We start from the raw sequence: 7,680 nt of genomic DNA on the forward strand, positions 1-7,680 counted from the left end.
AACGGAGCCAGATATGCTTCAAAATCTTAGTGGGTTTCACTATACACTATGGAAAGAGTTAGAGCTCGAACAGAGATGGAATACAAAATTTTACGGTAAAAAAGGCACAGCTGACCACATCCTTTTGCCACCCACTCTCTTTGATAAAAAGGGCATAGAATATGTCAATAACTCTTTTAAAGTATTTAAAAGAGCATATCTTTTTACAAAACACGGATATATCAACAGGTGGGAGTATAAAAAAGGAAAACACAGAGGGAAAGGATACTCTGATCATTTGCCACTTTATGCTTATTTTGATACAAAACCTTATGTACCGGGTGCAGATAAAGTAGCTGTGCAGACAAAACGAGTTACAAAAAATATAGAATACTTCTATACAAAAGAGGTCTTGGAAAATGAAGTGCTTCTTCACGATGCTGTAGTAATCTGGAAGCATAAAGGAAATGCTATTATCAAACAGTCAAAAGAGGGAAGAGGTGTTTTTCTATATGGCTGTGCAACAACATTGGAAGTGGGTAGGAAATATGATCTTCTTGTGCGGGCTATGAAAGCCTATAAAGGGTTAAAAGAATTAACACATGTGTATGTATTGCAGGATAAAGGTGAAGAAAATATATCTGACTATTTTCTGAAACAAAGAGATCTGTCTGATAAGATCGTATCTAGACAAAATGAAGTTTTCAAAGATATCGTGGGAGTGTATGAAAATAAGTATCTTTATGTTGATGGGTGGAAAATCCTCATCTATTTTAAAAAGAAGAAACTTACGCCTCCAAATGGAAGTCGGCTAAAGATACACTATGCACATCTTGGTTATTATAAGAAATTACAGTTAGTGATCTACAGTAAAAAAGATTTTGAGATATTGGAGTAAATATGGAGTATTATAGTTGGATTTTGGCGTTTCATGTAATGAGTTTTGTCTCTTGGATGGCAATGTTGTTTTACTTGCCAAGACTGTTTATCTATCATCGTGAAAATGCTGATACTAAAGCATTTACAGAGATCGTAGAGATTCAAGAGTATAAACTGTTTAAATACATAGGCGCACCGGCAATGTGGGCGACTATCATCTCTGGTGCAGTGATGCTTTATTTAAATTCAGGCATTTTTTCAAGTGGCGGTTGGATGCATGCAAAATTACTGTTTCTTGCCTTTCTTATTGCGTATCATTTCTCTTTAGACAGTATTCGAAAAACGCTTATAGTTAATCCACATTATAAAAGCAGCAAGTACTTAAGGATCTATAATGAAGTACCGACACTGCTTATGATATTTATTGTCATCATGGTGGTGGTCAAACCCTTTTAATGCATTTGTGTTATAATCTGACACTAATATAAGCTTAGGTGTAGATTGAAGCTTTAGTATGAAAAATATATAAATAAAAAAGGAAAATAGTATGGAATTACCAGCTATCACATTACCAAAAGTAGAACTTCCGTTCGATATCCCAGTTTTATTACACCCTTTAGTAGACCATTTTATTATTGCTTTACCTGTAGTGATCCTCTTGTTAGAGCTTATGAATCTGATCATGAAGAAAAAAGCAGTCGGTGGTGTTTCTTTCTTTTTGATTCTTTTAACTGTTATCGCAGCTGTTGGGGCTTACTTTACAGGACTAGTGGATGGGAAAGAAGCGTATCCTGCATTAACTGAAGCTGCGAAAGAAGCACTTTCTGAGCATAAACTTTTAGGAACATATTTGATGTTGGCATCAGGTGTGGTATTATTGTTTAAGTTACTCGCTATGATCACAGGAAAAGGTATTATAAAAGGTTTATATCTTTTAATTCTCATTGCATTTGTTGCAGGTATATTTGAACAAGGAAAAGAGGGTGGAGAACTTGTCTATAAGTATGGTATGAATGTGGAGCAAGTGAAGGTACTGGATGATGAACTCTTTGACTTAAAAGAGGAGCTTGAAGAAGCAACAGAGAAAACAGAAGTATCTATAGAAGTAGAGAAGACAGAGACAGTTGAAGTAGATGCTGTGTCTGTAACACCAGAAGGAACGACACCTGTGGAAATGATCCAGGAAACAGTGACTGAAAGTGTAAAAATGAAAGTAGAAGAAGAAGTAGTTCCTGAGGTAAAAGAAGCAGTAGAAACACTAAAGGTTGAGGGTATGCCAGAAGAAATGGTACAACCTCAGATCGCTACACACTAAAAACCTGAATTTTCAGGACTTACGATCCGCCATCTCCGGCGGGTTCATACTCTATATCATATCGATCATCATCCACTTTTGTTTTTAGATTTGAAAGATACTTCGCCATCTCTTTGGTTTGGTTCTCATCAAGTGCTTTAGCAAATGATACCATTACTGTACCAAAGGCAGAACGGGGCTTTCCTTGTTGTAAGTCTTTTAGTCTTCTAAGTAATACATCTTCACGTACTCCCTGTAATCTTGGTGATGCCCCCATACCTTCACCATACATTCCATGGCAGCTATTACAAGCATTTTTAAGATATAGAGCTTCCATGTCACTATTGGCATGAGAAAATAATAATAATAAGGTAGTAAAAATAAAGATTTTTTTCAAAGTATATGTCCTTACTGTAATATCATGACATTTTAACTAAAAAATGTGGATGGAAAATGAAAAGAATCATCAATAGATGATTCTTGCCAAATAAAGTCCTTCTGGAGGGGCAAGTTTAGTGGTGTGCTTCTTTTGACATTTCAATTGTTCCTGAAGTTGTGCCAGGGTCATTTCGTTTTTTGCACATAACATGGCAGCATCCACCATCATACGTACCTGAGAACGTAGAAATCCGTTGGCTTGAAAATAGATGAAGTGATAGCCATTACGTTCAACATGATCTGTACGAGAGATTTCCCGGACAGTGGTATGCGTCACAGTACCGGTTTTATGAAAAAAATTAAAATCATGTTTTCCTTCAAATGTTTTGAGTGCCTTGGCCAGTAAATCAGGGTTGAATTCTTGATAATATGAAACATATTTTTGTTCAAATACAGAAGGTTTATGTGTTTTAAATACATATCGATAGACTCTTTTTTTAGCAGAAAATCGTGCATGGAAATCATTGCTTACAAGAGAGATATGTTTAAAAGAAATATCTGCTAACTTTCGATTTAAATTGAGTTTGAGTTTCTCCAGGTCAGTCCAGAAATTGGGCAGGTCAAAGTGTATGACCTGGCATGTGGCATGTACCCCGGCATCAGTTCTTCCACTTCCAACGATAGGTGAGTGTATCTGTAAAGAGGAAAGTGCCTCTTCAATGGCAGTAGTGATGGTCATTTTTGTAGATCTTTGTTTTTGAAAGCCCTGATACTGACTACCATCATAACTTATGACTGCTTTTACACGCATATCTTGATCATTAGAAGTACTTGGATACACGTTTTTTAAAGAGCCATTGACCGAGTATCGCAACGATAACAACGGCTATGACTAAGACAAGAGGAGTTCCCCATTTTTCCAAAGAAGATGCGATCATATAGAAGAATAGTGTAGTAATAAAGATAACTAAAAATGAACGGTTCGATTGATAGCGCGGGTTTATCATAGTAAAAGAAGCAACAAGATAAACTGAAAGTAATGGGATGAGACTTATAAAAATAAAAAATATCATTCTACGCATTAACTTTATGTCTTTTGGTACATCGCTCCAGTATGATACGACACTTTTAAATTGAAACCCTCGTTTTGGTGAATTATCAAAGACTTCTACTGTTTCATATTCTGCTTGTTGTAGTTTTGTGTCTGTGTAAGTATAAGCATATCCTTTATGCAGAAGTAAAGAAGTCACATTTGCATTACGGTTAATTTGACCTGTTTGAGATGAGAAGAATTGTTCATCTGCTTTATTTGTACGATTATAGATGACGATATCATGAAAGGTATCATCTGTTTTATCTTTGACATACATATAATAGTTTCCAAACTTTTGACCCAACTCTCCTGGAACAATATTTAGTTTTGCTTCACTTCTCTTTTCTTCTTTAAAAGCTTTATAGAATTGTTTACTCAGAGGCATAGCGAGTAAGGAGATGGTAGCTAATAGGAGTGAGAAAAGAAGACCAAGAAGCAGTAAGCTTCTGAGTATCTTTTTTGATTTCAGACCAAGTGCGTAGAGTGCTATGAGTTCATTGGCTTGAGAAAGATTGATGAGGACATTTGCCAAAGCAGCAACAAAAGAGAGAGGTAGCGTATAAAAAATAATTTCTGGTATAGAATAACTGTAAAGTAAGAGCAGTTCTTGAATGTCGATCTGTATCTTAGATGTCAGTGCAGATATTCTCACCAAAAATACGAGAGATATAATAATGAAAAATGGTAGAAATATCGTCAAGAAGGACTTTGTGAAATTTGATGATATATACCCTTTTACATTAACCATAGATGATAGTTTCCAAAAGTTGAGTGGCCTGTGTATCATAGAGGTACACGATGAAGGTAGCCAAGGCTAAGAAAGGGACAAAAGGTACTCCTTTTTCCCTCCAAATGAGTGCAGGTATCATAGCTAACAGGGCCGATAGGAAGAGTGCGACAAAAAAGTTTGGAAATCCAAGTAGTGCACCCATAGTACCAGCTACGATGACATCAGCACCACCCATAGCCTGTTTTCTGGCAAGGAGCGAAGAGAGTAAGCCTATAAGGTAAAGTCCACCCGCTGCGATACTTGCATAGAGAAGTGCCATGAGGAATTCAGGTTGCACAATGGCAAAAGCAAGTGCAGCAAAGTTTACATTGTCAGGTACTGCCATATATTTGAAGTCTATCATCACAAGCGCAAACAATGCAGCAAATGAAGCAGCAATGAAAGGTAGATACCAGACCAATCCTAATTTGAAATAGAGTGCAACAAAGATGACGCCTGTAAGCAATTCAACTATCGGGTATTGTGCAGATATATTTTCTTTACAAAAATAACATTTTCCTCTCAAAAATAACCATGAGAAGATAGGGATATTATGCCACCATTTCAAACTATTTTGACAGCTTTGGCATTTGGATGCAGGAAAGACGATACTTTCCCCTTTTGGTATACGGTAGATGACGACATTTAAAAAGGAACCGATCATTGCTCCAAAGATAAATACGATAATAGCTATTTCTATTAAAATGGTTTCTGGCATTATATTCCTCCAAAACGTCTGGTACGTTGTTGATAATTTTCTATAATTTCAAGCATCTCTTCGGATGTAAAATCAGGCCAAAGTGTAGGTGTAAAGTACAATTCAGCGTAGCTTAGTTGCCAGAGTAAAAAGTTGGAAACACGTTCTTCACCACTGGTGCGTATGAGTAGATCTATATCGCTATAGGGTGTTTGTAATGCAGATGAGATATCTTCTTCTGTAACACGTGATTTACCCTGTTTGATGAGGGTATTGACCGCATGGGTTATTTCCGCACGACCACCATAGTTGAGTGCAAGTATTTGTGTGAGACTTGTATTGCTTTTAGTCAGTTCTTCTGTCTCTCTGATGCGTTTTTGTAAAGATTTTGAAAATGAACTAAGATCTCCAATCGCCTGGAAACGAATATTTTGTTCCTGATAGGTTGTAAGTTCATTTTTGAGGTATTTATCTAACATTTTCATGAGAAACTCGACTTCTAATTTAGGTCGCTTCCAGTTTTCTGTACTAAATGCATAGAAAGTCGTGGTCTCTATAGTTGGATGGTTCGCACAACATGTAGTGATCTCACGAATTATCTCTGCTCCCTCTTCATGACCTTTAGTACGATTGAGGCCTCGTTTTGTAGCCCATCTTCCATTGCCATCCATAATAATAGCGAGATGTTTTAAAATATGTTTAGACATTTATATCTTCTTTATGGATGAGTTTTTTTGATTCATGCAATATCTTACCAGAGAGAGTGAGCTTATCTGCACGGCCTAAAGAAATTTGTGTATCTTTAGTAATAAATGTAATTTCATTTTCATTACCACCAAAACTTTTGGCATCTTTTAAAAGGTTGTAACATACAGCATCTACTCCCTTTTTATCTAAAAGTGAAACGGCATTATTTAATCCCTTTTTTGTATCCATTTCAGCTTTAAAGCCCACTGTTTTGATAGCACTTTTGTCTATAGTTGCTAGCACATCGGTTGTCTGTTTGAGTTCAATGTTCCATGTATTCCCAAGTTCGGATTTTTTAAGTTTACCGCTCTGTGGCGATTTTGGTGTAAAGTCTGCGATGGCTGCTACCATAAATAAATAGGCCATTTTCAGAGTATGCTTATCTGTGGTGACGTTTTTAACAGATGTTTGTGTGGCATCTAAAATATCTTTGGCATCATGGGCTTCTATAGTATTAATAGCTGATGGCAGGTCTTCAAACCCCATAGTAGAAATATAGGATACATCTGCTCCTCTTAAATAGAGTGCGACACAGAGTGACTTGGCCATTTTCCCAGACGAAAAGTTCGATATATAGCGTACTTCATCTAGTTTTTCCCGTGTTCCTCCACCCGTTACAATGACAGGTCTATTTTCCCAAAATGGATCACTATATAATGCTTTTGCAACTTCAAAAAATATTTCTGTTGGTTCTGCCAGTGCACCACTTCCAACATCTCCACAAGCAAGGAGTTTATCCTGCGGGTTAATCATGTCATAGTTATTTTTTTGTAAAAATGTAATGGCATTGCATGTAGCAGTTTTCGCAAGCATCTGCGTATTGGCTGCAGGAGCAATGAGGATCTTGTCTTTAAATGCCAATGCAGTTTGGGTTAAAATATTATCAGCAATACCTTGTGCAATTTTGTTAATAGTATTGGCAGTTGCAGGAGCAATGATAAAAATATCACACTTTTTACCCAACTCTATATGATTTAGCTCACTAGCCCAAGATTCGCTCTCTTCAGTTAAAACAGGATTACGTGTAAGGGCTTCAAAAGTCAGTGAGGATACAAAGCGTTGGGCTGAAGGACTCATAACTACATGTACAGAAGCCCCAGCTTTTACAAAAAGACGTGCCAAGTCGCAAGCCTTATAGGCAGAGATACTTCCTGTTACACCTAAAAGTATAGACTTCCCGGTTAAATCAACTTGCATCTTATTTCTCTCCAAAAAATTTATAAAAGAAGTTTTTGATGGTTTTCATTGGCGCTCTTGAAATAGCAAGTTCACCCTGTGCTACATTTTTGTTTATGGTACTTCCTGCTGCGATCATAACATCATCTGCTATGATTACAGGGGCAACAAGTTGTGTATCTGAACCTACAAATACATTTTTACCAATAATAGTCTGATATTTGTTTTTACCATCGTAGTTACAGGTGATGACACCAGCACCAATGTTGGAACCTTCATCTACAGTAGCGTCCCCTATGTAGGCAAGATGACCCGCTTTTACACCAGTGAGTGTTGATTTCTTTACTTCAACAAAGTTACCGATATGTGTGTTGATAAGCTTAGTATTTGGTCTGATTCTACCCATAGGTCCTACATCCGAATTTTCAACATGTGCATCTTCAATGACAGAGTGCGTTTTAATGTGTGAAGCAATGATATGTGAAGCACCTTGGATACTCACACCATTTTCCAACATACATTCACCTTCAAAGGTGGCTCTTGAGTCGATGTAAATGGTCTCTGGTAAACGCATAGAAACACCAGCTTTCATCCACTCCGTTTTAATACGTCTTTGAAGTATCTCTTCTGCATGAGCAAGGTCAAGCTTAGAATTCACACCTTTAAAC

At 36.9% G+C, this 7,680-nt stretch carries 9 protein-coding genes and 1 pseudogene; 3 read left to right on the forward strand and 7 right to left on the reverse strand.

Going from position 1 to position 7,680, the window contains the following annotated elements; all coding sequences use genetic code 11:
- The 3 genes and pseudogenes from ABYK33_RS11785 to ABYK33_RS11795 all read left to right on the forward strand — a co-directional run.
- A pseudogene (locus tag ABYK33_RS11785) lies at positions 1-877 on the forward strand (hypothetical protein); the annotation flags it as partial.
- Between the two features lie 2 nt (positions 878-879).
- Complete coding sequence (gene hemJ / locus ABYK33_RS11790) at positions 880-1,314, forward strand: protoporphyrinogen oxidase HemJ (protein ID WP_373033430.1); 435 nt, start codon at positions 880-882, stop codon at positions 1,312-1,314.
- Between the two features lie 91 nt (positions 1,315-1,405).
- Positions 1,406-2,173, forward strand: coding sequence for a DUF2231 domain-containing protein (locus ABYK33_RS11795; protein ID WP_373033431.1), 768 nt, complete (start codon positions 1,406-1,408; stop codon positions 2,171-2,173).
- Positions 2,174-2,192: 19 nt separating this feature from the next.
- On the opposite strand, the gene ABYK33_RS11800 is transcribed toward ABYK33_RS11795, so the two are convergent.
- The 7 genes from ABYK33_RS11800 to ABYK33_RS11830 form a co-directional block, all read right to left on the reverse strand.
- Positions 2,193-2,549, reverse strand: a complete 357-nt coding sequence (locus ABYK33_RS11800) for a cytochrome c (protein WP_373033433.1) — start codon at positions 2,547-2,549, stop codon at positions 2,193-2,195.
- 69 nt (positions 2,550-2,618) lie between these two features.
- A complete protein-coding gene (truA, locus tag ABYK33_RS11805; RefSeq protein ID WP_373033434.1) occupies positions 2,619-3,341 on the reverse strand; it encodes a tRNA pseudouridine(38-40) synthase TruA in 723 nt (240 codons plus the stop codon).
- 10 nt (positions 3,342-3,351) lie between these two features.
- Positions 3,352-4,410 carry an LptF/LptG family permease gene (locus tag ABYK33_RS11810; protein ID WP_373033435.1) on the reverse strand — a complete coding sequence of 353 codons (1,059 nt, stop codon included), beginning with the start codon at positions 4,408-4,410 and terminating at the stop codon, positions 3,352-3,354.
- On the reverse strand, positions 4,364-5,110 hold the full coding sequence (locus ABYK33_RS11815; protein WP_373033436.1) for an A24 family peptidase: 747 nt from the start codon (positions 5,108-5,110) through the stop codon (positions 4,364-4,366). The genes ABYK33_RS11810 and ABYK33_RS11815 overlap by 47 nt, the downstream gene beginning before the upstream one ends.
- Complete coding sequence (locus ABYK33_RS11820) at positions 5,110-5,796, reverse strand: di-trans,poly-cis-decaprenylcistransferase (protein ID WP_373033437.1); 687 nt, start codon at positions 5,794-5,796, stop codon at positions 5,110-5,112. Before ABYK33_RS11820 ends, ABYK33_RS11815 begins: the two co-directional genes overlap by 1 nt.
- Complete coding sequence (gene coaBC, locus ABYK33_RS11825) at positions 5,789-7,033, reverse strand: bifunctional phosphopantothenoylcysteine decarboxylase/phosphopantothenate--cysteine ligase CoaBC (RefSeq protein ID WP_373033438.1); 1,245 nt, start codon at positions 7,031-7,033, stop codon at positions 5,789-5,791. Before coaBC ends, ABYK33_RS11820 begins: the two co-directional genes overlap by 8 nt.
- A 1-nt stretch (position 7,034) precedes the next feature.
- Positions 7,035-7,680: DapH/DapD/GlmU-related protein (locus tag ABYK33_RS11830; RefSeq protein WP_373033439.1), on the reverse strand; the 646-nt coding region annotated here is incomplete at its 5' end.

It is taken from the genome of Sulfurovum sp., from assembly GCF_041562805.1.
Lineage (GTDB): Bacteria > Campylobacterota > Campylobacteria > Campylobacterales > Sulfurovaceae > Sulfurovum.